This window comes from Lacticaseibacillus nasuensis JCM 17158 (assembly GCF_001434705.1).
In the GTDB taxonomy this organism is placed as follows: domain Bacteria; phylum Bacillota; class Bacilli; order Lactobacillales; family Lactobacillaceae; genus Lacticaseibacillus; species Lacticaseibacillus nasuensis.
Window position 1 is genome coordinate 167,722 of the sequence record NZ_AZDJ01000001.1, and the last position, 25,274, is coordinate 192,995.

Here is a 25,274-nt window from a genome sequence, read left to right on the forward strand (position 1 = left end):
GCTTTTTTTGACCACTTAGGCGAAAAGTATTTCATTGTCCAGATTAAAATTGTTTAATAAAAGTCGAGGCAAGGAGGTGATGCCAGATGAAGCTGCATATTGATTACGATGACGACTATCCAGACCCTGACATCACGATTCGCGCCGCCAAGGATTCGCCTGCGCTGGCGGCGTTGCTGGCGCGCTTGCAACCGCAGCCCAAGACGCTGGCGGTGTTCCAAGGCAACCGCGAACACTTCTTGCCGCTGGCCGACATTCTCTTCATCGAAACGGCGGAGCGCACGTTGCAGGTGCACACGAAAACAGACATCTACGTCATGCACACGTCGCTGGCCAGCGCAGCGGCAATGTTGCCGCCGACCTTCCAGCAAATCGCTAAGTCGACCATCGTCAACCTCGACGCCGTCAGCGCAGTCGAGCGGGCCATCGCCAATTGCGCGGTGAGCTTCTATGATTCCTACAAGCAAGTGTACGCGTCGCGGCGCTACTACAAGCAGCTGTTGCGCAGACTCGAAGAAACGAGGTCACCATCATGAACAAGAAAACTTATTCGGACATCTTCTGGGGCATGTTTTTCCTGATCGGCGCCGGGTTGCTGATTGCCAGCAAGCTCGGCTGGCTCGGCGTCACCATGGGCTGGTGGGGCTGGCTGTTCACCATCGTCCTCGTCGCGGCCCTGGTGCAATCCATCGCCAACCTCAGCGTCGGTGGCGTCGTGTGGTCGCTGGCGTTTTTGGCCATCATCTGGAACCGTGCGTTGGGCATCGCCACGCTGGTCCCGTGGACGGTGCTCGGCGTGGCGTTGTTGGTCCACATCGGCTTGAGCTTGGTGCTGCACCCGTTCTTGAAGCACCACCACAGCCACCTCATCATCATTAAAAACGGCCAGAACCTGACGCTGACGCATCAGCAAGGCCAGCCCAAAGAGGCGGTGAGCCGCGACCAAACCGTGGTCATCACCACCAAGCTCGGCAGCGTCACGCGCTACGTGCAAAGTCCAGATTTTCGCCTGGCGGACATCACCATCGGCCTCGGCGACGCCAAAGTCTACTTCGACAAGGCGACGATTCTGGCCGATCACGCGGAAATCGCGGTGACCGGCAGCCTCGGGGACTTGGATCTCTACATCCCCGCCAACTGGCACCTGCAGTCTGAACTCGAGAGTTTTCTCGGCGACGTCAAGGTCGTCGGCACCCCCAGCGACGCCGCGGGCCCGACGGTATATCTCACCGGCGGCTTCAAGCTCGGCGACATCAAGGTGCATTACATCTAACAGCCGCGCCAAGTCGTGGGATGGGAGGGAATTATGCGCAAAATTACCAAACAAATGGCCATCTTAATGGTCGTGAAATTCGCCGGCAACTTTGGCAGCGCGATGTTGAGTTTTGCCATCGGCTTGTACGTGCTCAAGCGCACCGGCTCGGCCTTGGGGATGGGCTTTACGATGATTACCGGGCCGGTCTTGAGCCTGGTCTTGACGCCGGTGGTGGGTTACGTGGTGGATACCTGGCATCACCGGCCGATCATGGTGGCGGCGCAGGTCACCACGAGCCTCGGCTTGTTAGGCTTCTTCTTCGCCTTTCGCGCGGCGCCGCAAGCCTATTTTCCCGAGGTGATTGGGCTGTTGATCGTGCTGCAGATCACGGACAACTTCTTGAGCACCGCGCTTTCCGCCAGCTTGGTGCAGCTGTTTGCCGACGCGCAGCTGCAGGCGGTGAATTCGTATAATCAGTCGATTCAGTCGCTGGCCAGTTTTCTGGCGCCAATCGTCGGGGCGGTGGTGTACACGCTGGTTAGCATCGGCAGCTTCGCCTTGATCGAAATCGGCTTCGAGCTGGTGGCGCTGGTGGGTATTCTGGCGTTTAAGTTTCACCCGGCGCCGGCCAGCACAACCACCCACGAGTCGGTGGGGCAGAACTTTAAGGCCGGGTTCGGCTATTTGCGCCAGCAAAAACTGATTTTTCTGCTGGGGCTGACGGCGGCGTTGATCAACTTCTTCTTTGCGGCGGTGAACGTCGGCGAGCCCTTCGTCTTGGTGCACGCGTTACGCTTAAGCAACTCGCAATACGGCATCACCGAATCCGCCTTTGCCGTGGGGATGTTCGTCGGTGGCATCGTGTTGAGCCAGGTCCATTTGCACAACCACCCGGTCATGGTAGCGTACCGTTTCATTATTCTGTTATCGCTGACGCTGATGCTGGTCGGCGTGCCGCTACTGATACCGTGGGACAATGGCATCAACACCTGGTTTTACGTCAGCGTGAATGCGGCTACCGGATTCTTCCTCGTGTTCACCAACACGCCGATGAGCGTCTTCATGCAGCAAACGATTCCGCAACACTTGCAAGGCCGCGTGTTCTCGTTGTTTAGCACCATGGCCACGCTGTTGATGCCACTGGGCACGTTATTGTATGGCGTGCTGTTCGATCACCTGGCGGCCCCGGCGATTTATGGCGTCACCGGCTTGTTGTTGATTGCCTTCACGGTCGCGGTGCTGGTGGGCTTGCGGCGGTTCGGGTTGGTCCCGGCACAAATTGACACGCCTTAACTGCTTCCATATAATAAATCTGTTGTGCGCCAGTAGCTCAGTTGGATAGAGCAATGGTCTTCTAAACCATCGGTCGCGAGTTCGAACCTCGCCTGGCGCAGCAGAATGTGACGGAACGCCTCGAGCTTGCTTGAGGCGTTTTTTGATGGGGTGGGTAAAAAAATAAGAACGCAGTGTGCGTTCTTATCGCTTTGGCAAAGTAGGCGGCTTATTTCTTCAGGTTGGTGTAAGTAATAATGAACGATCCCATCACTGATTTTGCCTTGTTGACTTTGACGGTGACAGTGTCGCCTTTTTTCACCTTCGGATTATCCGAGCTGACAAAGTTTAGATGCTTCCCAGTTTCCATGTTATAGCCAAACGCGCTGGCGGGTTCGTAGCCGGTGACCTTGAACTGGACCGTTTTTCCCTTGAGGTCCTTCCCCTTGTTGAGTGCCGTTTCCGCGGTGCTGGCTGTATAATCCGGTTTCGCAGCTTGACCGCAGGCGGCTAACGTCAACAACATCAACAACGCGGTCATTAATAAGACAATCCGTTTCTTCATCAAATCATTCCCCCAGACAGCTTTTTCCGTCGATCAGGATTGGACGTTAAGTGGTCGCTAACTCGTGAGCTTCAACACGACCTCACTGAGAATAATGGCGCCCCACATGACTGCTAGTCCCAGCCACATCAGCCGCAGCGGGCGGCGCGGCGGCTTACGGTGATGAAAAAATGCCTCACGACAGCCGAAGAAACCATACAAGGTGATGATCATGCCGATGCCGTCAATGCTGAGTAACCCGTAAATCATGCGGGACCTCCTTGGTGGGGCGGACCCCGGTGAGTTGCCGTCATTATAGCATCTCGGTTGGCCGGGCAGGGGCGAATGCGTCAGGACCGAGGCCGGCGAATTCAAAACGCCAAGAAATCAGGTGGCCGCCAGTTGCTCACTCCGGCGGCGGTGCCGGCGCGCCGGCATTCGGCGCCAGCAATTCTTGGCAGCGATTGCACGGGGCTAATCATGATTATGGCATTTGGGTTTGCAACCGCTTCATAACCTGGTATAATAAAGCTTGTAAAGGTGCTTACTTTTGGTCATGACTGTCTACGACTTTAGAATGAGTTTAAAGTTTTTGTTTGACAAGCGAATTTCTTGTGAGTATACTATCCTCATCGCTACCAAAAGACCATTCGCACCAGAAGGATGGAGGTAATATTTATGAAGTATCGGATTCAATTAGATACCAACAAGAATTTGTTCATCGCGATCGACACTGCAAACCAGAATCACCGCGGTACCGGCGTGACCATTGAACAAGCTGTTGCTCAACTGAATGCATAACTTTAAATCGCGTCGGCACATTGTGCCGGCGCGATTCTCGTTATATACTAAAGGTCCTTGGCAGGGGCATCCGGCGCGTCGCATCTCGACGCGTCTTTTTTGTGCTTAGCGCCTCGGGCGACGGCGTCGTTGCGCGCGTCGATACCACCGGTAGCCGCCGAGGCCAGCCGTCAGTGCCAGCGACCACACCAAGAGCCCGATGGTAAACCCGCTGGGGCCATCAAGGCGCTGGTTGACCACGAACAGGAACAAGGTGATCAAGCCGGCGACGACTAGGTTTACCGGTTGCGGGAGGCGGGCGACGGTGGTTACCACCAGGCCGGTGGTTAAGATGAAGACGGCGATGTTCAGTCCAAGCATACGGGCACCCCTTTCTGCAGGTCAGTATAGCAAGCGAGCATTTTCCCTTCAAGTGCGTAATATATATAGAAGAAACTCGGCCCGGGGGTGGCGCCGATAACTTTCCGTCGGTTCAACTAATTAAGCATGGTTAAGAATTCTGTTGCGGTGACAGCGCCGATTCTGTATGATGATGATAGATAAGTTAAGTATCCCTAACAAATTCAGGAGGTCCCCATGCTGACCATCAAGAACCTCACTGTTGCTTATGCCGCCACCCCTGTCTTCACGGATGTGGCCGTGACTTTCCCCGCGGGCAAAATCACGGGGATTATCGGGCCGAACGGTGCAGGTAAGTCCACGTTGATCAAGGCCATCCTCGGCTTGATCAAAGTGGCCAGTGGCACCGTCGCGTACAACGACCAACCCGTACAGGCCATGCGCAAGCGAATCGCCTATGTTGAGCAACGCAAAGACTTAGACCTGACGTTTCCGATCGACGTGCTGGCGGTGGTGATGACCGGCACGTACGCCAAACTCGGCCTATTTCGCAACCCCGGGGTAGCCGAACGCCAGGCGAGTCTGGCGGCGCTGGCGCAAGTGGGACTTTCCGAATTTGCCCACCGCCAGATTGGCCAGCTATCTGGCGGCCAACTGCAGCGCGTCTTTGTTGCTCGCGCCATGGTGCAAGAGGCGGACATCGTGATTTTAGACGAGCCGTTTGTCGGCATCGACTTGCCTAGTGAAGCGGCCATCATGGCGATTTTGCAGGCGTGGCGCGCCGCCGGGAAAACAATCATCGTCGTGCATCACGATTTGAACAAGGTGACCACGTATTTCGATGAGCTCGTCATCATGAACCACGGCATCATCGCCGCCGGCCCGGTTGCTGAAGTCTATACGGCGCGCAATCTCACCGCGGCGTTTTCCGCGGATTTGGCCAATGTCTTGTTCACCCCAGCGGAGGCGACCTCATGACCACACTGACTGAATTTTTCACGGCGCTGATGCGCTACGACTTTTTGCAAAGCGCGTTGCTGACGGCCGTCATGGTCGGCATCATGTCGGGCATCATCGGCAGCTTCATCATTCTGCGCGGGATGTCCTTGATGGGCGACGCGATTTCCCACGCCGTGTTGCCCGGGGTGGCGATCGCCTACATGCTGGGCATCAATATTTTAATCGGGGCGTCGCTGTTCGGCGTGCTGGCGGCGTTGTTGATTGGCTTTGTGGCCACCCACAGCAAGGTCAAGGCTGACACGAGCATCGGCGTGGTGTTTTCCGCGTTTTATGCCTTGGGCTTCATTCTGATTGCCATGGCGGAAAGCACCACCAATCTGCATCACATTTTATTCGGCAATATTTTGGCGGTGAGCAATCGCGACATCATGACCACGGCCGTTGTCTTTGCCATTGTCATCATGTTTGTGGTCGCCTTTTACAAAGAACTGCTGATTACCAGCTTCGATCCCACTTTCGCGCGGACCTATGGCTTGAACACGCAACTCATCCATTATGCCTTGATGCTCGTGTTGACCTTCGTCACGGTGTCGGCACTGCAAACCGTCGGCATCATCTTGGTGGTGGCGATGCTGATCACCCCCGCGGCCACGGCATTTTTATGGACGGCTCACCTGGGTAAAATGCTGGTGCTCGCCGCGGGGGTCGGCGCCGTGTCCTCGCTGGTGGGGATGTACCTGAGCTTCACCTTGAATTGGGCGTCTGGTCCGGCCATCGTGCTGGTCGCCGCGCTGTTATTCGCGCTGTCGTTTCTGTTTTCGCCAAAGCAATCGGTGTTGCCGCTGCGGCGGGTTAGGAGGAGCCAGTCATGAAGCGGATTGTGATCACGGCGCTATGCCTCGCCGGGTTTCTCGTCGGCGTCTGGTATTTTGTCTACGGCCGCTCGGCGGCCCCGGCGGCCAAGCCGGCCCACGCGCAGTTGCGCGTGGTGACGACCAACTCGATTCTCGAAGACCTCGTGCGCAACGTCGCCCAGGACCGCGTGGACCTGCATAGCATTGTCCAACGCGGCGTGGATCCCCACGAGTACGAACCGCGGCCGACAGATATTGCCGCGGCCACGGAAGCCGACGTGCTGTTTCATAATGGGTTAAACTTAGAAACCGGCGGCAACGGCTGGTTCAAGAAACTGGTGGCGACGGCGGGCAAGCAATTTAATGAAGAAGTCTTCGCCGCGTCCGATGGGGTGAAGCCGATGACGCTTACGACCAACGCCCAGCAGGTGGACCCGCACGCGTGGCTGGATCTGGCCAACGGCATGCAGTACGTCCGCACCATCACGGCCGTGTTGAGCCAAAAAGATCCCGCCAACGCCAGCTTCTACCGGGAAAATGCCACGCAGTATCTCGCCAAGCTCGCCGCGTTGCACCGGCGCGCCCAGGCGCAATTCCAAGCGATTCCGGCCAAGCAGCGCGTGTTGGTCACCTCCGAAGGCGCGTTTAAGTATTTTGCCGCGGCGTATCAGCTCACCCTGGCGTATATTTGGGAGATCAACACGGAAGCCCAAGGCACCCCGGAGCAGATGCAACGCGTCATCGCCACCATCCGGCGCGCCAACGTGCAGCACCTGTTCGTGGAGGCCTCGGTGTCGCCCAAGTCGATGAACAAAGTGGCCCAAGAAACCGGCCTCAGCATCCATGCGACGGTCTTCACCGATTCGCTGGCCAAACGCGGGTCGCCAGGGGACACGTATTATGAGATGATGGCCTGGAATCTCGAACACATTCAGGCGGGGTTGGCCGGGTAATCGGCTGTCAAGAAATTTTCTTGGCGAAGCTTGCGCCAGTGCTGGATTTTTGATACAATCAATCCGTTGTATTTGTCACCCCTCATCTGCAACCGCACAATGGTAGGCATCAAAGCATAGCGCCTAGCTTGGCGAGTACTCAGGGGAAAATGCCCACGGGCAAACAGGAGGTGCACAAGATGTACGCAATTATCAAAACTGGCGGTAAGCAATATAAGGCCGAAGTCGGCGAAGCGCTTTACGTCGAGAAGCTCGATGCAGAAGAAGGCGCAGCAGTGACCTTCGATCAAGTAATCTTGATCGGCGGCGAAGGCGATGCCAAGATTGGCACGCCAACGGTAGATGGCGCAACGGTGACTGGTAAGGTTGAGAAGCAAGGCCGCGAGAAAAAAGTCGTGACCTACAAGTACAAAGCCAAGAAACACCAACACCAGAAAAAGGGTCATCGTCAACCTTATACTAAAGTGGTTATCGACGCGATCAACGCCTAACGACGGAGAATCACATGATCAAAGCAACCTTTACCCGAGATGAGCACGGCGACATCGTGAAGTTTCTGATTACCGGCCACGCCGACCACGGCGACTACGGCAAAGACATTGTCTGCGCCGGCGTCTCCGCGGTGAGCATCGGCGCCATAAATGGCATCGAAGCGCTGGCCGGGTTCACGCCGCAGGTGGATGCCGATGAGGTCAACGGCGGGCATTTGTCCGTTGAGGCCACCGGCGACGCCACTGGCGAACAGAATCACATCGCGCAAATCTTGCTGGAGAACCTGGTCCTTTCGGTGCAAAGTATCGCGGATCAGTATCCCGATTATGTTCACGTCACCACACAGCAAGCCTAATTCTACATACGGAGGTGTATCCACATGTTACAGATGAACTTACAATTCTTCTCCCATCATAAGGGGGGCGGTTCCACTTCAAACGGGCGGAACTCCGCAGGCCGGCGCCTTGGTTCCAAGCGTGCCGATGGTCAATTCGTTTTGGCCGGCAACATCTTGTACCGTCAACGCGGCACGAAGATCCATCCAGGGGTCAACGTGGGTCGCGGTGGCGATGATACGCTGTTCGCCACAGCTTCAGGCATCGTGAAATTCGAACGCCTGGGCCGCGACAAGAAGCAAGTATCTGTTTATCCAGCCGCTGACGCTGAATAAATCCACGAAGCGCTCCCACCACTGGGGGCGCTTTTTTTCACGCGAAAGGACGCATGGCGATGACACGATTAAGCAAATTACAGGCAAAAATTCAGGCCAGTGACCTCGACGGTTTATTGGTCACGGACCCCGTCAACGTCGGCTACCTCACCGGGTTTACCGGCGACGAAAGCGGGCTGTTGGTCGGGGAAACCGGCGCGTGGTTCATCACGGACTCGCGCTTTACCACCCAGGCCAAGCAGCAGGTGACCAATGCAACATTGGTGATTCACACGCATGGCGTGTTGCGTAAAGCCGCCGAACTCGCCGACGACCAAGGCATGCAGGCGGTCGGGTTTGAAAGTGAGTACATGACCTTCGCCGACTACCAAAAACTCGGCGCCCAGTGTAGCTGGAACCCGACTACCAACCTGGTCGCTTCGCTGCGCGAGGTCAAAGACGACGAGGAAATTGCCAAAATCAACCAGGCCATCGCCATCGCCGAAGCCGGCTACCAACATGTCCTCGAAACGATTCACGCCGGGCAGACCGAGCTGGCCGTGGCCACGGACCTCGATTTCTTCATGCGCGGGCTCGGCGCCAGCGGCACCTCGTTTGACACCATCGTCGCGTCCGGTGCCCGCTCGGCCATGCCACATGGCGCCGCAACCGATAAGGTGATCGAAGCCGGCGACGTGATCACCTTGGACTGGGGCTGCATCTACGACGGTTACATGTCCGATTTGACTCGGACTTTTGCGGTAGGCACGCCCGATGATCGCATCAGCGAAATTTACCGCATTGTCTACGCCGCCAACCAGGCCGTCACCAAGCTGATGGCGCCTGGCGTCACCGGCCGGCAACTCAACGACTGCGCGCACAACTTTATTGACGAAGCTGGGTACGGCCAATACTTCGGTCACGGCACCGGCCACGGCATCGGGCTGTCGATTCACGAAGGCCCCGGCGCGTGGAATGGCTACCTCGACGTGCCGCAAGTGGCCGGTAACGTCGAAACCAACGAACCCGGGATTTATTTGCCGGGCATCGGCGGCGTGCGCATTGAGGACGATTTGCTGGTGACCGAAACGGGGAACGAAGTGTTGAGTACCCCGGCGCCGAAGGAGATTTTGGTGGTGGGGGAATAGGGCGCGGTTTTGCCTTTGCTCACCGGCCTTGTTCGTTCACGCCGCTCACTCACGGCTAACGCGGCGCGCTTGCGCTCGCCTGCTTGTTCGTTCGCTGCGCTCACTTCCGGCCTTGAATCAAGGACCTTGTTCGTTCGCTGCGCTCACTCACGGGTACCGTCACAAGCTTGCGCTTGTGACGGTACCTTGCTATGATTACACTAGTGTGAAACATACAATGGAGGATTCTGATGATTTCTGTAAACGACTTTAAGAACGGCCTGACCATCGAGGTTGATGGCGACCTGTGGCGGATCGTGGAATTTCAGCACGTGAAGCCGGGCAAGGGGTCTGCCTTTGTCCGCTCGACGCTGAAAAACCTGCGGACCGGTGCCGTTCAAGAAAAAACGTTCCGCTCGACTGAAAAAGTTGAAAAGGCGCAAATTGATACCAAGAGCATGCAGTACCTGTATGCCGACGGTGATTCCTACGTCTTCATGGACACCGAAACTTATGAACAGCTGACCTTGCCGGGCGATGAGATCCGGGAAGAATTGAAGTTCATGAAGGAAAACATGGAAGTGAAGATCATGATGCACGGCGGCGAAACGCTGGGCGTCGAGGTGCCGAACACCGTTGAGCTTGAGGTCAAGGCGACCGAGCCTGGCGTGCGTGGCAACACCAGCTCCGGCGGCACGAAGCCGGCGACGATGGAAACGGGCCTGGTTGTTCAGGTGCCATTCTTCGTCAATGAAGGCGACATGCTGAAGATCAACACCCAAGACGGGACGTACATTTCTCGCGCGTAGGCGTGAGGCAAGGAGGCAAGCGCATGGCTGAAGAAAAGAATATCATTTTGGCTAACCGCGAAAACGCCGCGGGGACGATTGAAATCGTGCCTGAGGTGCTCGAGGTGATTCTCGGCATCGCCGCCGTTCAAGTCGACGGCGTGTACCAGATGCGAGGCACGCTGGCGAGCCAGATCAACGAGTTATTTGGCCGCGCCAACCACGGCAAAGGGGTGACCCTGACGGTTGACGGCGACAAGTTGACGGCCGACGTCTACGTTTATTTGAACTACGGCGTGTCCGTGCCGAAGGTGGCCTTGGCCATGCAGACTCAGCTGCGCGAGCAATTGCTGTACATGACCGATTTGGCGTTGAACACGGTGAACGTGCACGTCGTCGGCGTCGTCCCGGAGAAGTTGCCGAAGGTCGATCCGGCCGACTTGTTCAAGGATGACGACAGCGATAGCGAAGGGGACGACTAAATGCGTAATCGTCACGAAATTCGTGAAGCGGCGTTTCAGTCGCTGTTCGCGTTGAATGCCAACCCCGAAGCCGACCACGCGGCGGTGTATGCCGACGTGCTGGCGCCCGGGGAGGAAGTGCCCGACTACCTCATGGAACTTGTCGATGGGGTGTTGGCGCACCAAGCCGAGCTCGATGAGGCAATCAGTGCCAAGTTGAAAAAAGGCTGGACGCTGAGTCGCCTGACGAAGACGGACCTGATCGTATTGCGCCTCGGCTTGTACGAGATTCAATACGAAACGGCGATGCCCGACAAGGCGGCGATCAACGAAGCCTTGGAAATCGCCAAGACATATAGCGATGAGCAAGCGGCGAAATTCATCAATGGGATTTTAGGCCACTTCGTCGCCAAGGCATAGAAGACGCCGGCGCGAAAGCACCGGCGTTTTCTAGTAGAATGGGAGGAAAGCCACATGACGATTCGCCTGGATGGCAATCAAACCGCCAACGCCTTGATGAACACTTTGCAGGGGCAAGTCGCCGCGCTGAAAACCGCGGGAGTGGTGCCGGGCTTGGCCGTGATTCTCGTCGGCGACGACCCGGCCAGCGCGATTTATGTCCGCAACAAGCGCCGCCGCGCCGCGGCCATTGGCGTCGCCAGCACGGTGTACACACTGCCGGCCACCGCGACGCAAGCCGAGTTGTTGGCGCAAGTGGCGGCGCTCAATGCCGACCCTAGCGTCGACGGAATTTTGGTGCAGCTGCCGTTGCCGCCGCAAATCGACGCGGCGGCGGTGATTGTCGCCATCGCTCCGGACAAGGACGTCGACGGGTTTCACCCGGTGAACGTCGGCCGGTTGTGGACCAATACGCCGGGCATCGTCGCCAGCACGCCGTATGGCATCATGGCGCTGCTGCACGCCTACGGAATTCACGTGGCCGGGTTGCACGCCGTCATCGTCGGCCGCAGCAACATCGTCGGCCGGCCGCTGGCGGGGTTGTTGTTGAATCACGACGCCACGGTGACCATCGCCCACCGGCAAACGGCGGGGTTGGCCGCGTTGACCCGCACCGCGGACCTCTTGGTGGTGGCGACGGGCCAGGCCAATTTGATCACCGCGGACATGGTGAAACCCGGCGCGGTGGTGGTCGACGTGGGGATGAATCGCGACGCGGCCGGCAAGCTTACCGGCGACGTGGACTACGCGGCGGTGGCGCCCAAGACGCGGGCAATCACGCCGGTACCCGGCGGCGTCGGGCCGATGACAATTGCGGCGTTGATGATGCAAACCGTCGCGCTGGCAGAAAGGCGAGCAAATGGCTGAACCAGAATACTTAACGGTGACGGCGCTGACCCAGTACCTCAAGCGCAAATTCGATTTTGATCCCTATTTGACGCGGGTGGCGGTCAGCGGCGAAATCTCCAACTTTCGGTTGCGGCAGAATCACCAGTATTTTTCGCTGAAGGACGACGGTGCCAAGATCAGTGCCGTGATGTTCAAAAGCGCCTTTGCCAAGCTGAAGTTTCAGCCGGAAGAAGGTATGAAGGTACTGGCGGTAGGCCGCGTGACCTTGTACCCCAACTCCGGCAATTACCAAATCGTCATCGACCGCATGGAACCAGACGGCGTCGGCGCGTTGTACCAGGCCTATGAGCAACTGAAGGCCAAGCTCGAAGCGGAGGGGCTGTTTGCCAAAAATCAGCGGCCGCTGCGCCAGTTTCCTAAGCGCGTGGCGGTGATCACCAGCCCCAGCGGCGCGGTGATTCAAGATATTCGCACCACCGTGGCGCGGCGCTACCCGATTTTGCAACTGGTGCTGTTTCCCGCCCAGGTGCAAGGCGACACCGCGGCCGCCGGGATTCGCGCCCAGCTCAAGCGGGTGCGGGCGATGGGGCCGTTTGACGCGTTGATCATCGGGCGCGGCGGCGGGTCCATCGAAGACCTGTGGCCGTTTAACGACGAAGCGCTCGCGCGCGACTTGGCCGACATGCCGATGCCCGTGGTGGCGTCGGTGGGGCACGAAACCGATTTTACCATCGTCGATTACGTCGCCGACAAGCGCGCGGCCACCCCGACGGCGGCCGCCGAGCTGGTGACGCCGGTGCCGTTGGTCGACGCGTTGAGTCGGCTGAGCGAAGACCGCACCCGCCTCGCCGCCGCCTTGATGCGCACGCTGCAAACCCTGACGCAGCGCCTGCACCGCGTTCAACAAAGCGTGGTGCTGACGCAACCCGAGCGGCTGTATGATCAGTATCTCCAGCGCGTCGACCAACTCGTGGCCCGGCGCAACGCGGCGATGCAGACGATTTTGCAGCAACAAGCCCACCGCCTGGCCATGGCCCAAGCGAGCCTCGCGCCGCGGCAGTTGGCGGTGCGGGTGGCGACGACGCAGGCCACCGTGCGGGCGGATCGCGGCCGGCTCGACCGCGCCGTCCAAACGCTGGTGGCCACCAAGCGCCAACAGCTGGCCGCCGCCGAGTTGGCGCTGGATCACCTCAGCCCGCTGAAGATTCTCGGCCGCGGCTACGCCTATGTCACCGCCCCGGATGGCCACATGCTGACGCGGGTGGCGGATTATCAAGTCGGCGCCACCGCCGAGATTCACGCGGCTGACGGCACGGTGCATGTGACGATTAACGAAAGGAAGCAAACCGATGGCTGAACCAACCTTTGAAACCAAATTGAGTCAACTCGAACAAATCGTGACCCAGCTGGAACAAGGCGACGTGCCTCTGGAAGAGGCGCTCAAGCAGTTCAAAACCGGCGTCACCTTAAGCGCCGAGTTGGAGAAAACGCTGAAGTCCGCGGAGCAAACGGTCACCGAAATGGTGAAGGACGACGGCACCACCGAGCCGTTTGACCCCGACCATGCTTAAGCCTGCGACCACGGCGCGCCAGCCGGCCTTAGAAGCCCGGCTGGCGGCGCATTTTGCTCAAATCGAGAATGCCCATTTGCGTGAGGCGATGGCTTATTCGGTGAACGCTGGTGGCAAGCGGCTACGCCCGTTGTTGTTGCTGGCGACGGTGGCGAGTTTCGGCGGCGACGTCACGGCGGCTTTGCCAGCCGCGGCGGCGTTGGAGCTGATGCACACCTATTCGCTGATTCACGACGACCTGCCGGCGATGGACAACGACGACTTGCGCCGCGGCCGGCCGACGAATCACAAGCAGTTCGGCACCGCCACGGCGATTCTGGCCGGCGACGCCTTGCAGGCCGACGCCTTGGCGCTGGTGGCGACCACGCCGGTGAGCGCCGCGCAACAGGTGAGCTTGGTCGCGCAACTGGCGAGGGCTGCCGGCAGCAACGGCATGGTGGCCGGCCAGGTGATGGACATGGACGGCGAGCACGAGCAATATGATTTGGCCACGCTGCGCCAGTTGCACCACCTGAAAACCGGCCGTCTGATTCAAGCCGCCGTCAGCATGGGGGCAACGATTGCCCAGACGCCGGCCGCGACCACCGCGGCCTTGGCCGAGTTTGCCCGGCAATTCGGCGTCGCCTACCAGATTGCCGATGACATCAAGGACGTCACCGAAACGGCCGCCGAGCTGGGCAAGACGCCGGGCAAGGACGTCGGTGAAGGCAAGAACACCTATGTGGCGCTGCTCGGCCTCACCGGCGCCCGGCAGGCGTTGGCCGACACGCTGGCGGCGGCCCAAGCGGCGTTAGCGCCCCTCGGCGACTTGCCGGAGTTGGCCGCATTTCTAACGATTTTTCAGCGAGAGGAAGCACTGTGACAACGACGAAAAAAGAACGCATCGACGTGATGCTGGTGGAACAAGGCCTCTTCACGTCGCGCGAACAAGCCAAGCGCGCCGTGATGGCCGGCGAGGTGTATGATCACAACAACGAGCGCCTGGACAAACCCGGCGTGAAGATTCCCGGCGACACCGAGCTGCACGTCAAGGGCAAGAAGATGCCTTACGTGTCGCGCGGCGGCTTGAAGCTGGCCAAGGCCTTGCGGGTGTTTGACCTCGACTTGGCCGGCAAAACGGTGCTGGACATCGGCGCGTCCACCGGCGGCTTCACCGACGTCGCCTTGCAAGCCGGCGCCAAGCTCAGCTACGCGCTAGATGTCGGCTACAACCAGCTGGCGTGGTCGCTGCGCGAAGATCCGCGGGTGGTGGTGATGGAGCGGGTGAACTTTCGCTACGCCAAGCCGGAGGATTTCACGCAAGGCCCCGTCGAGTTTGCCATGACCGACGTGTCGTTCATTTCCCTGCGGTTGATTTTGCCGCCGCTGCACGCCATCATTCAACCCGGCGGCCATGCCGTGGCGCTGATCAAGCCGCAGTTTGAAGCCGGCCCGACCCACGTGGGTAAAAAAGGCATCGTGCGCGACCCGGCGGTGCACCGCGCCGTCCTCGAGCGCATCGTCACCTTCGCCTTGGCCAATGGCTACAACGTGCTCGGCCTCGACTTCAGCCCGATCAAAGGCGGCGAAGGCAACATCGAATTCTTGATTCACCTACAACAATGCACCGGCGCCGGCAGCCAAGCCCCCGGCGTGGACATTGACGCCACGCTGCAGGCGGCTTACGCCGAGCTACGGCCCGGGCAACACAGCTAGGAGGGAGTCTCGTCATGCAAAAAAATGAACGCCAGGCGCACATTCGCCAACTGATTCAATCTGAAGTCATCGAGCGGCAAAGCGATTTTGTCACCCGGCTCAAGGCGCTGGGCGTGCCGGTGACTCAGGCGACGATTTCTCGCGACATCAAGGAGATGCAGCTGATCAAGGTGCCGGACGCGGCGGGCCACTACCGTTACGCGTTGCCGCCGGCCAAGCAGCTGCAGCCGGCCGACAAGTTGCGCCGCACGCTGATTGCCGCGTATCAAAGCGGTCAGCAGATGGATCAATTCGTCAACGTCAAAACCAATCCCGGCACCGCGCCGGCCATCGGCAATCTCATCGACCAGCTCAACGACGACCGGGTGTTTGCCACGGTGGCCGGCGACGCGTCGATTCTGATTATTTGCCGCGATGCCGCAGGGGCCGCCGGGGTGTTGGCCACGCTTGAAGGAATGGTGGGGTAACATGCTGCAGGAGCTCGTGATTCACGATTTTGCCATTATCGATCAACTCGAGCTGAGTTTTGCCTCGGGCATGACGGCGCTCACCGGGGAAACCGGTGCCGGCAAGTCGATCATCATCGACGCCGTCGGGCTGCTGGCCGGGGGCCGCGGCTCGGCGGATTTCGTGCGCACCGGCGCGGCCAAGGCGACGCTGGAAGGCCTGTTCACCGCGCCCGCCGATTCGGCCACGGCCGCGGTGCTGGCCACCTATGGTTTGACCAGCGACGACGACACGGTGTTGCTGCAGCGCGACATTTACGCGTCGGGCCGCAACCTCTGCCGGGTCAACGGGCGGCTGGTGAACACCGCCACGCTGCGCGAGGTCGGCGAAACGCTGGTCGACATTCACGGCCAAAACGAGCACCAACAACTCATGCACCCGGAGACTCACCTCGGTTTGCTGGATCAATTCGGCGGGCCGAGCTTGGCCAAGCGCGTGGCCCAATACCGCCAGGACTATGCCGCCTACGAGAAAGCGGCCGCGGCGCTGCGCAAGAAGCAGGCCAACGAGCAAGAGTGGGCGCAGCGGCTAGACATGTTGCAGTTTCAAGTCGCAGAAATCGCCGACGCCAAGCTGCAGCCAGACGAAGAAGACCAGCTCATCGCCGAGCGCGACCGGCTGGCCAACTTCCAGCGCATCAGCGACGCCTTGAACCAAAGCTATGCCGTGCTCACCGACGACGCGGCCAGTCCCGTCGACGCGTTAGGCACCGTGATGAGCAGCCTCCAAGGCGTCGCCGATTACGATCCGGCCTACGCCGCCTTGGCCGAGCAGGTGGCCGGCGCGTATTATGCCTTGCAAGACGTGCAAAGCGACTTGTCCCATCAGGTGGCGGCCTTGGAATTTGACGAAGGCCGGCTCGATGAGGTCGAGTCGCGCCTCGAGTTGTTGACGCAGCTTAAGCGCAAGTACGGCGACTCCGTGGCGGCGGTGATCGCATACGGCGAAAAAGCCGCCCGCGAACTCGCCGACATGCAGGCCACCGAGGCCGGCGCCAGCGGCTTGGAGGCCAGCGTGGCGCAACAAGCCGCCGCGCTCACGAAGGAAGCCGCGGCGCTGACCAAGGCCCGGCGCGCGGCGGCCACGACCTTGACCAAGGCGATTCACGCCCAGCTGGCCGCGCTGTACATGGCCAAGACGGTGTTCACGGTGCGCTTCACCGCGAAGCACGACTTCGGACCGGATGGTGCAGACACCGTCGAGTTTTACATTCAAACCAATCCCGGCGAGGCGGCCAAGCCCTTGGCCAAGATTGCCTCGGGCGGGGAGTTGTCGCGGCTGATGCTGGCGCTCAAGACGATTTTCGCCAAGTCCGCCGGCGTCACCAGTATTATTTTCGACGAGGTCGACACCGGCGTCTCCGGCCGCGTCGCCCAGGCCATCGCCACGAAGATCAGCACGATTGCCTTAAGCGAGCAGGTGCTGTGCATCACGCACCTGCCGCAGGTGGCGGCGATGAGCGACCACGAGTACCTGATTGCCAAAACCGTCAGCCACGGCCGCACCCGTACCACGGTGACGCCGCTGTCGGCCACCGAGCGGGTCGCGGAGCTGGCGCGCATGACCGCTGGCGAAACCATCACCGATCTGGCCAAGCAACACGCCCAGGAATTGTTGGCGCAGGCCGACACCATCAAGGCCAAGCTGCGCGCGGGCCATTGACGCACTCACGCAAAAAAAATAGGATTGAGGCCGCTTGGTCTCAATCCTATTTATGTCTACGCGGCAACGCGGTTAATATATCGCAGTTCCGCCAGCGCAAAGACACGCACCAGGTTACTGTGATACGCTTGAATTAGGAAGCGCTCACCGATGGGCCGCACGATGCGGCCGGACAGGGTGGTGCCATCTTGGAAGTGGAGCGTCACCAGGTACTGCTTGGCAAGGGCTTGGTTGACGAATTGCGTGAGCTGCGCGACCGGCATCACCTGGGTGGTGGCGGGCAACTCAAAGAACTGCTTAGATGTGGCGACCACGGCGTGCGTCACCGCGTGGAGCCGATTCGGTTTCGTTTGCATGTTTTGCATTGTGAGCACCTCGAACGTTTGTTTGTACCTTTATTATACGAACGTCTGTTCAGGAATGCAACCCATAGGAGGAAAAAGTTTGAAAGTAGCCGTGTGTTTTGGTGGCGGCGGCGTGCGCGGCGCGTTTCAAGCCGGCGTGTGGCAGGCCATCGCCGATCTCGTCACGCCGACATTTACCATCGGCAGCTCAATTGGGGCCATCAACGCCTTCGCGACGACGCGGCTGACCCCGCGGGAGTTAACGCAGTGGTGGCGCAGCCGCGCACCGCGTCACGTGCCGCCGCAGGTCACGCGGCAGCCGGCGTTTGCTGCGCTGATCAATACGCTCACCACGCTGCCCACCCGCCAACCGTGGCCCGCGCTGGCGCTGGCCACGCGGCTGGGGCGGCCGCGCCAAATCGTCGTGCGCAAGCTCGGCGGCGCGGACACGGCGACGTGGCTGTTGGCCAGCGCCGCGATTCCCGGCTGGCTGCGCCCGGTGCGCGTGGGCGACGCGCGCTACATCGACGGTGGGGTGCTCAACGACTTGCCGGTAGACATTGCGTATGACCTTGGCGCCGACTACGTGATTGCCATCGCGGCGGCCGGCTTGGGCCCGGTGCCCAAGCGCCAGGCCGACGTGTTGATCACGCCGCCGGAGTGGGCCAAGCACATGCTGAATTTTGCCCCGGCGCACCGCGAGCAGCTGCTGGCCGCCGGGGTGGCAGTCGGGCGCCGGCTGCGGGCGCGATTGGCGGTTGAAATTTCCCGCTGAAAAGTGCAGAATGGTGGTTAAACATTATGAAAGAGGTACAAGCATGCATGAACGGGGAATGCTAATTGTCCTATCCGGCCCAAGCGGCGTCGGCAAAGGGACGGTTCGGCAAGCCATGCTGGCTGGTAACTACCGAGATTTTCAGTATTCGGTATCGATGACGACTCGCCAGAAGCGGCCGGGAGAAGTCGATGGGGTGGATTATTACTTCCGCACCAAGGAAGAGTTTGAGCACGAAATCGCCACTGGCGGCATGCTCGAATATGCCCAGTACGTCGGCAATTACTACGGCACTCCGCTGAAGTATGTGAACCAGACCCTCGACCGCGGCAAGGACGTCTTGCTGGAAATCGAGGTCAAAGGGGCCATGCAGGTCCGGGAGAAATGTCCGGATGGCGTCTTCATCTTTTTGACCCCGCCGGATCTGTCCGCGTTACGCTCGCGGCTGGCCGGACGCGGCACCGAAGATGAAGCGACGATCGACTCGCGCATCAAAAAGGCCGCGACGGAAATCGCCATGATGGAAAACTATGACTACGCCGTCGTCAACGACAAGGTCAACCTCGCCGTGCGCCGCATCGAGCGCATCATCGAAAGCGAGCACCTGCGCGTTCCGCGCGTCATCGATCGCTACAAGGGCATGTTGGCCAAGGCCGACGCCGTGAACTGAACTCAAAGGAGAGCACATCCATGATTATTTATCCTTCTATTGATAAGCTGCTGGCCAAGGTGCCGTCTCGGTACTCCCTGGCCGTCTTGGCCGCCAAGCGCGCCCATGAGCTGGAAACCAGCGGCATCCGCACCTTGCCGGATTACAAGTCGAAGAAAACCGTTGGCCAGGCGCTTGAAGAAGTAGCCGCCGGCGATGTGATCATCGACCCAGACTCCAAGTTGCTGGAACGCGACGCCGAAAAGCTCGACCACGAACCGGGTAACGAAGAATAAGTGCCAGCCTGCCGCGTGCAGGCTTTTTTGTTGGCCGCAATAACTCTGGTATAATAAGGCCCAGAACGAAACGGAGGCGCGAGATGACAGGCAAACACATTGGACTCTTTATCACCGGCGGGATTGCCGCATACAAGATGCCGGCCTTGGTGCGCGCATTAATTCGCGCCGGCCACGAGGTGAAAACCGTGGTGACGCCGAGTGCACTCGAGTTCGTCACCGCCGCCAGCCTCGCCACCGTGTCCAAACACGCGGTGCTCACCGACGCCAACGCCACCGCCGACCCGACCCATGTCGCCCACGTCGCCTTGGCCCAGTGGCTGGACCTCGCGGTGGTGGTGCCAGCCACGGCCAACACGATCGCCAAGCTGGCGCATGGCCTCGCCGATAACATCGTGACCACCAGCCTCCTGGCGTTTAACGGCCCGAAGCTGGTGGTGCCGGCGATGAACGACCAAATGTGGTTGAACCCGCTGACTCAGGCCAACGTGGCGACGCTGGCGCAAGCCGGCTACCACATTTTGCCTCCCGCCACCGGCTTCTTGGCGGAAGGATACAGTGCCGTGGGCCGCATGCCGGACCTGCCGGTGATCGAAGCGGCGATTGCCACGCTGCAGCCGACTGCTTGGCTGGCGGGCAAGCGCGTCTTGGTGTCCGCCGGCGGCACGCGCGAGCGGCTAGACCCGGTGCGCTACCTCACGAACGACTCGTCCGGCAAAATGGGCACCGCGCTGGCCAACGTCGCCGCGGCGGCTGGCGCCGCGGTGACGCTGGTGACCACGGCGAGCCAACCGGTGCTGCCTAACGTCAAAGTGCAAGCCGTCGCGACGGCCGCAGAACTGGCCGCCGCGATGCAGACCGAGTATGCGGCGGCCGACATCGTGATCATGGCCGCGGCCGTGGCGGATTTTCGCCCGGCCCAGTCTGCCGATCACAAGTTGAAAAAGGCGACGCCGACTGCCGGCATGACGCTTGAATTGGTGGCTAATCCCGACATCCTCGCCGGCCTCGGCCAAACCAAGACGCATCAATACCTCGCCGGCTTTGCCGCGGAAACCGACGACTTGATCCAAAACGCGACGGCCAAGCTGGCCAAAAAAGGCGCCGACCTCATCGTTGCTAACGAAGTTGGCCACGGCCGCGGCTTTAATGCCCCGGACAACGCCGCCGTTTTGTTGCGGCCACACCGCGCACCCGTGACCTTGGCCATGCAGCCGAAGGTCGAGTTAGCCGCGGCGATTTTGCGGGCGATTGCCCAGGATTTGGAGGGGCGCTAGTGCCAGTGGCAAAAGTCATCGTGGATGTGCCAACGATGCAAACCAATCGGCCTTATGATTATGAGATTCCGACCGCCTTGGCCGAGTCCGTCCAGCCGGGGATGCGCGTGTGGGTGCCATTCGGTCACCGCGACGTCGCTGGCATGGTCGTCGCCATTGACGCCGCGCCGACGTTTACCGGCGAGCTGAAGTCCATTTCCAGTGTGCTCGACCCCGCGCCGGTGCTCAACGCCGAATTGTTGGCGCTGGCGCACTGGCTGGCCGACACCACCTACGCGTTTTGGATCTCGTGTATTCAAACGATGCTGCCGACCATGCTCAAGGTCGACACGGATAAAACCGTCACCGCCGCCACGCCAGCCGGTGAGGCCATGCTCACCGCGCCTGAGGTCAGCCTCACCGCCATGACCGACCAAACCGAGTTGGCTAAGCTGCTGCGCGGCGTGGCCAGCGGCGACTTGGTGGTACATTACCGCCGCCACGACCGGGCCAAGGTGAAAACCGAGACTCACGCCGTGCCTTTGCTGACCCCAGCCGAATATAGCAAGGCCGCCGCTGCGTTGCGGGCAAATGCCACGCAACAGCGCGCCTTGCTGCAAACCCTGAGCGACTGGGCCGCCGCCGGCCAGCAGCCGGCCATCGCCGAGAGTCAACTGCCGCGGGCGCCATTCACCGCCGCGGCCAAGCGCGGCTGGGTGCGGCTGGAGGAGCGCGAAGTGTATCGCGATCCTTATCCGGAGTTGCGCGGGGCCAAGCTCACCACGCCGCTGCCGTTAACCGCCGACCAACAGCCGGTGGTGGCGACGGTGACGGCGGCGGTGGCCGCGCGCCGGGCGGAAACTTTTTTGCTCGAAGGGGTCACCGGCTCCGGGAAAACCGAGGTGTATCTGCAAATCATCGCCCAGGCGATTGCCGCGGGCCGCACCGCGTTGATGCTGGTGCCGGAAATCGCGTTGACGCCGCAAATGGTGCACCGGGTCACCGGGCGCTTCGGGCGCCAAGTCGCCGTGTTGCATTCCGGGCTCAGTGACGGCGAGAAGTTCGACGAGTGGCGGCGCATCCAGCGCGGTGAGGCGAAAATCGTCGTCGGCGCGCGCTCGGCGGCGTTTGCCCCGCTGACCAACATCGGCGTGTTCATCATCGACGAGGAGCACGAAACCAGCTACAAGCAAGACGACGCGCCGCGCTACCACGCCCGCGATGTCGTCTTGCACCGCGCGGCCACGTTTGGCGCGCCGGTGGTGCTGGGCAGCGCGACGCCGAGTCTGGAAAGTCGCGCCCGGGCGGAAAAAGGCGTGTACACCTTGCTGCGCCTGCCGGAACGGATTAACCAGCAACCGATGCCGCCGGTGACGATCATCGACATGCGCGACGCGATGAAAAAAAGCGGCCAAGAAGATTTTTCTCAGGAATTGCTGACGGCCTTGCAAGACCGCGTGGCGCGCCACGAACAAAGCGTGCTGTTGCTCAACCGCCGCGGGTTCTCGAGCTTCGTGATGTGTCGCGAGTGCGGGTATGTGGTGCAGTGTCCCAACTGCGACATCAGCTTGACGTTGCACATGGACACGCACACCTTGCGCTGCCATTACTGCGGCCACGAGGAGCCGATTCCGCACCGCTGCCCGAGCTGCGGGTCGACGAAGATTCGCTACTACGGCACCGGCACGCAAAAAGTCGAGGCCAAGCTCAACGAATTGCTGCCGGAAGCGCGGGTGCTGCGCATGGACGTCGACACGACGCGCAAGAAGGGCGGCCACGCCAAGCTGCTGGCTAAATTCGGCCGGCACGAGGCGGATATTCTACTCGGGACGCAGATGATTGCCAAGGGGCTCGATTTTCCCGACGTCACCTTGGTCGGCGTAATCAACGCCGACACCGGCTTGGGCCTGCCCGATTTTCGCGCCAGTGAGCGCACCTTTCAGCTACTGACGCAGGTCAGTGGGCGGGCGGGGCGCGCCGACAAGCCCGGCAGCGTGATCATTCAGACCTTCAATCCCGACCACTACGCGATCACCTACGCCAAGCACCACGACTACGAGGGGTTCTTCCGGCGCGAAATGGCGATTCGCCACCTCGGCCACTACCCGCCGTATTACTTCACGATTAAGCTCACCGTCAGCCACCAAAGTGCCGAGCAGGCGGCCAAGGCGATTTATTCGCTGGCCAAAACATTGAAGGCCGGCCTGACCCCGGCGGCCATCGTCTTGGGGCCGACGCCTGGGGCCATCGCGCGGCTGAAGAATCGCTACTATTATCAAATCGTCGTGAAGTACACACGCGAGCCAAAACTCGCCGCCACGCTCACCCAGATTCTCGATTCGACGCAACAAAGCGGCCGCCAAGGCTTTCAAGTGGCCATCGACCGCGAGCCGCAAAGCTTCGTGTAACGTGGCCAACATAAAGGAGTTTAGCATGACATCAATTATTTTCATGGGCACCCCGGAGTTCGGCGTGCCGATTCTCACCGCCTTGGCGGCAAAATACGACGTGGTCACCGTGATCACGCAACCCGATCGGCTGGTGGGGCGCAAGCAGCGCCTCCAGCAGTCACCGGTGAAAGTCGCCGCCACCAAGCTCGGCATTCCCGTGTTGCAGCCGGAAAAACTCAGCGGCAGCCCCGAACTGGACCAAGCCATCGCCTTGGCCCCGGACCTCATCGTCACCGCCGCGTATGGCCAGTTTTTGCCGACGAAGTTCCTGAAGGCGGCCAAGATTGCCGCGCTGAATGTCCACGGGTCGCTGCTGCCAAAGTACCGCGGCGGCGCGCCGATTCAATACAGTATCATTAACGGCGACGCGGTAACCGGCGTGACCATCATAGAAATGGTCAAGGCCATGGACGCCGGCGACATCTACGCCCAAGCAACCCTGCCGCTGACGCGCGCCGATGATACCGGCACCGTTTTCGCCAAGCTCAGCCTGATGGGCCGCGACTTGTTGCTCGAGACGCTGCCGCAAATCATCGCCGGCACGGCCACCAAGCGGCCACAGGATCCGGCTTTGGTGACCTTTAGCCCGACGCTAACCAAGGAGCAGGAACACCTCGACATCACCTTGCCGGCGCCGCAGCTCGACCAATGGGTGCGCGGCTTGCGGCCGGCGGTGGGCGGCTACGTTTACCTGAACGGTGAGCGCGTCAAGCTGTGGGCGATCACGCCGCAGGCAGCGGCGACCACCGCCGCGCCTGGTGTCGTCGTCGAACGCAGCAAGAAGCGCCTGGTGGTGGCGGCTGGTGCGCAGACCAGTTTTGCCATCGACGAATTGCAGCCGGCGGGCAAGAGCCGCCAGCCGATTGCCGCGTTTTTAAACGGCGCCGGTCAAGCCATCAAAGAAGGAGACCTCATCATTGGCAATGCCCAATAATGCTCGCGCCGTGGCGCTAGCGGTGCTGGAAAAAGTCAGCAAGCAAAATAGCTATTCGAACCTCGCCCTCGACGCGGCGTTGCGCCAGGCGCACCTGGACCAACGCGACGCCAACCTCGCCACCACGATTGTGTATGGCGTGATTCAACACAAGCTGACACTGGAGTACATCCTCAAGCCCTTCGTTGCCGGCAAAAAACTGGCGAGCTGGGTGATGCCGTTGCTGGAAACGGCGGTGTTTCAGCTGCGCTACCTCGACAAGGTGCCGGCCCGCGCGGTGTTTTACGAAACCACCGAGTTGGCCAAGGCGCGCGGCAACGCCGGCGTGGCCAAGCTGGTCACCGCCGTGATGCATCAGGTGCAGCGCGCAGGCGAGCCGGATTTTGGTCAAATCGCCGACCCGCTTGAGCGCCTCAGCATCGCCAGCTCCACGCCGCGCTGGCTGGTGGCCAAGCTCACCGACCAACTCGGCCCCGAGCGCACCGCCAGCATCTTGCACAGCATTAACCAACCCGCCGCCGCGTCGCTGCGCGTGAATACCACGAAAACGACGCCGGCCGCGCTGCAAGCCGCCTTGGCCGATCGCGTGCCGGAACTAACGCCGAGCGAGATTTCCGCCGTGGGGCTGGTGGCCCCAGGCGGCCACCTCGCCGGCTTGCCGGAGTTTGCCGCGGGCGACTTCACCTTGCAAGACGAAAGCTCGCAGCTCGTCGCCCCGAGCCTGGCGCTGCAGCCAGGCGACCACGTGCTCGACGCCTGCGCCGCGCCAGGGGGTAAGACGACGCACATCGCGCAGTACCTCGACGCCGCACAAGGCGGGCAGGTCACGGCGCTGGATTTGCATCCGCACAAGGTCAAGCTGATCGCCCAAAACGCCGCGCGCCTCGGCCTGGCCGACCGCGTGAGCGCGCGGGCGATGGACGCGCGCGCGGTAGCGTCGGCGTTTGCGCCAGAGAGTTTTGACGCCGTGCTGGTCGACGCGCCGTGCTCCGGGCTGGGGCTGATGCGCCGCAAGCCCGAGATTCGCTACGAGAAGCAGCCGGCAGACCTGACGCATTTGCACGACATCCAGCTGGCCATCCTCGCCGGCGTGGCGCCGGTGGTGAAAATAGGCGGGCGGCTGACTTACAGTACGTGTACAATGGTACGTGAGGAAAATCAGGACGTGGTGGCCGCCTTCTTGGCCGCCCATCCCGGGTTCAAGCAGGTGGCCGTTCCGACCGCCAAGCCGCTGGCCGCGCACAGTGCGCCGGCCTTGCAGCTGTTCCCAGATGATTACGGCACGGACGGGTTTTTCATTGCCAGTTTTGTGCGGGAAGCATAGGAGAGTTC

The 25,274-nt window shown here is 60.6% G+C and carries 32 protein-coding genes and 1 tRNA gene; 29 read left to right on the forward strand and 4 right to left on the reverse strand.

Annotation, left to right across the window (positions count from 1 at the left end):
- The first annotated feature begins 86 nt into the window (after window positions 1-86).
- The 4 genes from FD02_RS00815 (at window position 87) to FD02_RS00830 (ending at window position 2,648) form a co-directional block, all read left to right on the forward strand.
- The gene (locus FD02_RS00815) at window positions 87-536 is read left to right on the forward strand and encodes a LytTR family DNA-binding domain-containing protein (protein ID WP_054723345.1); all 450 of its coding nucleotides are present in this window, start codon (window positions 87-89) and stop codon (window positions 534-536) included.
- Window positions 533-1,273: a LiaF domain-containing protein gene (locus tag FD02_RS00820; protein WP_054723346.1), complete on the forward strand. Its 741-nt coding sequence runs from the start codon at window positions 533-535 to the stop codon at window positions 1,271-1,273. Before FD02_RS00815 ends, FD02_RS00820 begins: the two co-directional genes overlap by 4 nt.
- 33 nt (window positions 1,274-1,306) lie before the next feature.
- On the forward strand, window positions 1,307-2,548 hold the full coding sequence (locus FD02_RS00825) for an MFS transporter (protein ID WP_054723347.1): 1,242 nt from the start codon (window positions 1,307-1,309) through the stop codon (window positions 2,546-2,548).
- A gap of 26 nt (window positions 2,549-2,574) precedes the next feature.
- Window positions 2,575-2,648: transfer RNA gene (locus FD02_RS00830), tRNA-Arg, on the forward strand.
- A gap of 108 nt (window positions 2,649-2,756) precedes the next feature.
- Here the strand turns inward: FD02_RS00830 and FD02_RS00835 are convergent.
- A complete protein-coding gene (locus FD02_RS00835) occupies window positions 2,757-3,092 on the reverse strand; it encodes a hypothetical protein (RefSeq protein ID WP_056949873.1) in 336 nt (111 codons plus the stop codon).
- Between the two features lie 57 nt (window positions 3,093-3,149).
- The gene (locus FD02_RS00840; protein WP_054723348.1) at window positions 3,150-3,341 is read right to left on the reverse strand and encodes a hypothetical protein; all 192 of its coding nucleotides are present in this window, start codon (window positions 3,339-3,341) and stop codon (window positions 3,150-3,152) included.
- A gap of 408 nt (window positions 3,342-3,749) precedes the next feature.
- On the opposite strand from FD02_RS00840, the gene FD02_RS11590 reads away from it, so the two are divergent.
- Window positions 3,750-3,872 (forward strand): hypothetical protein, encoded by a 123-nt coding sequence (locus FD02_RS11590; protein WP_263849119.1) that lies wholly within the window; start codon window positions 3,750-3,752, stop codon window positions 3,870-3,872.
- Window positions 3,873-3,977: 105 nt separating this feature from the next.
- Here the strand turns inward: FD02_RS11590 and FD02_RS00845 are convergent, their stop codons facing one another.
- Window positions 3,978-4,232 (reverse strand): hypothetical protein, encoded by a 255-nt coding sequence (locus tag FD02_RS00845; RefSeq protein ID WP_056949874.1) that lies wholly within the window; start codon window positions 4,230-4,232, stop codon window positions 3,978-3,980.
- 216 nt (window positions 4,233-4,448) lie between these two features.
- On the opposite strand from FD02_RS00845, the gene FD02_RS00850 reads away from it, so the two are divergent.
- The 17 genes from FD02_RS00850 (at window position 4,449) to recN (ending at window position 17,238) form a co-directional block, all read left to right on the forward strand.
- Window positions 4,449-5,189 (forward strand): metal ABC transporter ATP-binding protein, encoded by a 741-nt coding sequence (locus FD02_RS00850; protein ID WP_054723350.1) that lies wholly within the window; start codon window positions 4,449-4,451, stop codon window positions 5,187-5,189.
- Window positions 5,186-6,043 carry a metal ABC transporter permease gene (locus tag FD02_RS00855; RefSeq protein WP_056949875.1) on the forward strand — a complete coding sequence of 286 codons (858 nt, stop codon included), beginning with the start codon at window positions 5,186-5,188 and terminating at the stop codon, window positions 6,041-6,043. Before FD02_RS00850 ends, FD02_RS00855 begins: the two co-directional genes overlap by 4 nt.
- A complete protein-coding gene (locus FD02_RS00860; protein WP_056949876.1) occupies window positions 6,040-6,978 on the forward strand; it encodes a metal ABC transporter solute-binding protein, Zn/Mn family in 939 nt (312 codons plus the stop codon). Before FD02_RS00855 ends, FD02_RS00860 begins: the two co-directional genes overlap by 4 nt.
- Before the next feature lie 179 nt (window positions 6,979-7,157).
- Window positions 7,158-7,469 (forward strand): 50S ribosomal protein L21, encoded by a 312-nt coding sequence (gene rplU, locus FD02_RS00865; RefSeq protein ID WP_056949877.1) that lies wholly within the window; start codon window positions 7,158-7,160, stop codon window positions 7,467-7,469.
- 14 nt (window positions 7,470-7,483) lie between these two features.
- On the forward strand, window positions 7,484-7,825 hold the full coding sequence (locus FD02_RS00870) for a ribosomal-processing cysteine protease Prp (RefSeq protein ID WP_056949878.1): 342 nt from the start codon (window positions 7,484-7,486) through the stop codon (window positions 7,823-7,825).
- A 24-nt stretch (window positions 7,826-7,849) separates the two neighbouring features.
- A complete protein-coding gene (gene rpmA / locus FD02_RS00875) occupies window positions 7,850-8,140 on the forward strand; it encodes a 50S ribosomal protein L27 (protein ID WP_054723351.1) in 291 nt (96 codons plus the stop codon).
- 59 nt (window positions 8,141-8,199) lie between these two features.
- Entirely contained in the window at window positions 8,200-9,267 is a 1,068-nt protein-coding gene (locus FD02_RS00880) for a M24 family metallopeptidase (RefSeq protein ID WP_056949879.1), read from the forward strand.
- Window positions 9,268-9,497: 230 nt separating this feature from the next.
- Window positions 9,498-10,055, forward strand: coding sequence for an elongation factor P (gene efp / locus FD02_RS00885; protein ID WP_056949880.1), 558 nt, complete (start codon window positions 9,498-9,500; stop codon window positions 10,053-10,055).
- Between the two features lie 23 nt (window positions 10,056-10,078).
- Entirely contained in the window at window positions 10,079-10,516 is a 438-nt protein-coding gene (locus tag FD02_RS00890) for an Asp23/Gls24 family envelope stress response protein (protein WP_056949881.1), read from the forward strand.
- Window positions 10,517-10,915: a transcription antitermination factor NusB gene (gene nusB / locus FD02_RS00895; protein WP_056949882.1), complete on the forward strand. Its 399-nt coding sequence runs from the start codon at window positions 10,517-10,519 to the stop codon at window positions 10,913-10,915.
- Window positions 10,916-10,969: 54 nt separating this feature from the next.
- The gene (gene folD, locus FD02_RS00900) at window positions 10,970-11,821 is read left to right on the forward strand and encodes a bifunctional methylenetetrahydrofolate dehydrogenase/methenyltetrahydrofolate cyclohydrolase FolD (protein WP_056949883.1); all 852 of its coding nucleotides are present in this window, start codon (window positions 10,970-10,972) and stop codon (window positions 11,819-11,821) included.
- Window positions 11,814-13,160, forward strand: a complete 1,347-nt coding sequence (gene xseA / locus FD02_RS00905; protein ID WP_056949884.1) for an exodeoxyribonuclease VII large subunit — start codon at window positions 11,814-11,816, stop codon at window positions 13,158-13,160. The genes folD and xseA overlap by 8 nt, the downstream gene beginning before the upstream one ends.
- On the forward strand, window positions 13,153-13,374 hold the full coding sequence (locus tag FD02_RS00910; RefSeq protein WP_054723784.1) for an exodeoxyribonuclease VII small subunit: 222 nt from the start codon (window positions 13,153-13,155) through the stop codon (window positions 13,372-13,374). The genes xseA and FD02_RS00910 overlap by 8 nt, the downstream gene beginning before the upstream one ends.
- Window positions 13,367-14,236: a polyprenyl synthetase family protein gene (locus FD02_RS00915; protein ID WP_056949885.1), complete on the forward strand. Its 870-nt coding sequence runs from the start codon at window positions 13,367-13,369 to the stop codon at window positions 14,234-14,236. The genes FD02_RS00910 and FD02_RS00915 overlap by 8 nt, the downstream gene beginning before the upstream one ends.
- Window positions 14,233-15,069, forward strand: a complete 837-nt coding sequence (locus FD02_RS00920) for a TlyA family RNA methyltransferase (protein WP_054723753.1) — start codon at window positions 14,233-14,235, stop codon at window positions 15,067-15,069. The genes FD02_RS00915 and FD02_RS00920 overlap by 4 nt, the downstream gene beginning before the upstream one ends.
- Before the next feature lie 14 nt (window positions 15,070-15,083).
- Complete coding sequence (locus FD02_RS00925; protein ID WP_056949886.1) at window positions 15,084-15,536, forward strand: arginine repressor; 453 nt, start codon at window positions 15,084-15,086, stop codon at window positions 15,534-15,536.
- Window position 15,537: 1 nt separating this feature from the next.
- Window positions 15,538-17,238, forward strand: a complete 1,701-nt coding sequence (recN, locus tag FD02_RS00930) for a DNA repair protein RecN (RefSeq protein WP_056949887.1) — start codon at window positions 15,538-15,540, stop codon at window positions 17,236-17,238.
- 56 nt (window positions 17,239-17,294) lie between these two features.
- On the opposite strand, the gene FD02_RS11240 is transcribed toward recN, so the two are convergent.
- Complete coding sequence (locus FD02_RS11240; RefSeq protein ID WP_235806651.1) at window positions 17,295-17,594, reverse strand: hypothetical protein; 300 nt, start codon at window positions 17,592-17,594, stop codon at window positions 17,295-17,297.
- An 88-nt stretch (window positions 17,595-17,682) separates the two neighbouring features.
- On the opposite strand from FD02_RS11240, the gene FD02_RS00940 reads away from it, so the two are divergent.
- The 7 genes from FD02_RS00940 to rsmB all read left to right on the forward strand — a co-directional run bounded on the left by FD02_RS00940 (window position 17,683) and on the right by rsmB (window position 25,266).
- Entirely contained in the window at window positions 17,683-18,357 is a 675-nt protein-coding gene (locus FD02_RS00940; RefSeq protein WP_056949888.1) for a patatin-like phospholipase family protein, read from the forward strand.
- A 43-nt stretch (window positions 18,358-18,400) separates the two neighbouring features.
- Window positions 18,401-19,027, forward strand: a complete 627-nt coding sequence (gene gmk, locus FD02_RS00945; RefSeq protein WP_054723741.1) for a guanylate kinase — start codon at window positions 18,401-18,403, stop codon at window positions 19,025-19,027.
- Window positions 19,028-19,047: 20 nt separating this feature from the next.
- Window positions 19,048-19,302 (forward strand): DNA-directed RNA polymerase subunit omega, encoded by a 255-nt coding sequence (gene rpoZ, locus FD02_RS00950; RefSeq protein ID WP_054723743.1) that lies wholly within the window; start codon window positions 19,048-19,050, stop codon window positions 19,300-19,302.
- Between the two features lie 83 nt (window positions 19,303-19,385).
- Window positions 19,386-20,579, forward strand: a complete 1,194-nt coding sequence (coaBC, locus tag FD02_RS00955; RefSeq protein WP_056949889.1) for a bifunctional phosphopantothenoylcysteine decarboxylase/phosphopantothenate--cysteine ligase CoaBC — start codon at window positions 19,386-19,388, stop codon at window positions 20,577-20,579.
- Window positions 20,580-20,614: 35 nt separating this feature from the next.
- On the forward strand, window positions 20,615-22,966 hold the full coding sequence (gene priA / locus FD02_RS00960; protein ID WP_056949959.1) for a primosomal protein N': 2,352 nt from the start codon (window positions 20,615-20,617) through the stop codon (window positions 22,964-22,966).
- A 25-nt stretch (window positions 22,967-22,991) separates the two neighbouring features.
- Window positions 22,992-23,942, forward strand: coding sequence for a methionyl-tRNA formyltransferase (fmt, locus tag FD02_RS00965; protein ID WP_056949890.1), 951 nt, complete (start codon window positions 22,992-22,994; stop codon window positions 23,940-23,942).
- Entirely contained in the window at window positions 23,932-25,266 is a 1,335-nt protein-coding gene (gene rsmB, locus FD02_RS00970) for a 16S rRNA (cytosine(967)-C(5))-methyltransferase RsmB (protein WP_056949891.1), read from the forward strand. Before fmt ends, rsmB begins: the two co-directional genes overlap by 11 nt.
- Window positions 25,267-25,274 lie beyond the last annotated feature (8 nt).